At 31.8% G+C, this 472-nt stretch carries 1 protein-coding gene; it reads right to left on the reverse strand.

Annotated features, from left to right (window positions below; translation table 11 throughout):
* Positions 1-377: hypothetical protein (locus ACLWS4_RS37420; RefSeq protein WP_416876488.1), on the reverse strand; the 377-nt coding region annotated here is incomplete at its 3' end.
* Positions 378-472 lie beyond the last annotated feature (95 nt).

Consider the following 472-nt stretch of genomic DNA (forward strand, 5'->3'; position numbering starts at 1 on the left):
CCATCAATTGTTACCTGTGCATTAGGCAGAGGTACTTTTACCTCCGAGGAACCATCTTCATTTTCTTTAAACATGTCATTGACATTCACATTCCTGGATGCTTGTAATGCCTTATTTAAAATTTCGAGTTTATCAGGATCATCAGTTTTAGCTATTTGCTCCTGAATATATTCTTCCCCCTTATTTAATGAGTCTGCAATCCAGCCTTTTGCATCTTCAGTCTCGGAGCTATCAAATTGATATGTTATTGTTGCTTCTCCTTCTACACCATGGTCGATATCATCATTGATTTGTGCAAATACTGATTCAGATGGAACAGCAATAGTAACAAATAAAATAAAAAGTAGTACCTTACAATAATAAATCTTCTTCATCATTATTCGTCCTCTCATTTTTTTGAAATATAATTAGAAATCGTTTTGTCAATTTTATAATATCTACCATTATAATCCGTATAATATTTATGATTTTT

The sequence above is a fragment of the Kitasatospora sp. SC0581 genome, from assembly GCF_048159585.1.
Lineage (GTDB): Bacteria > Actinomycetota > Actinomycetes > Streptomycetales > Streptomycetaceae > Kitasatospora.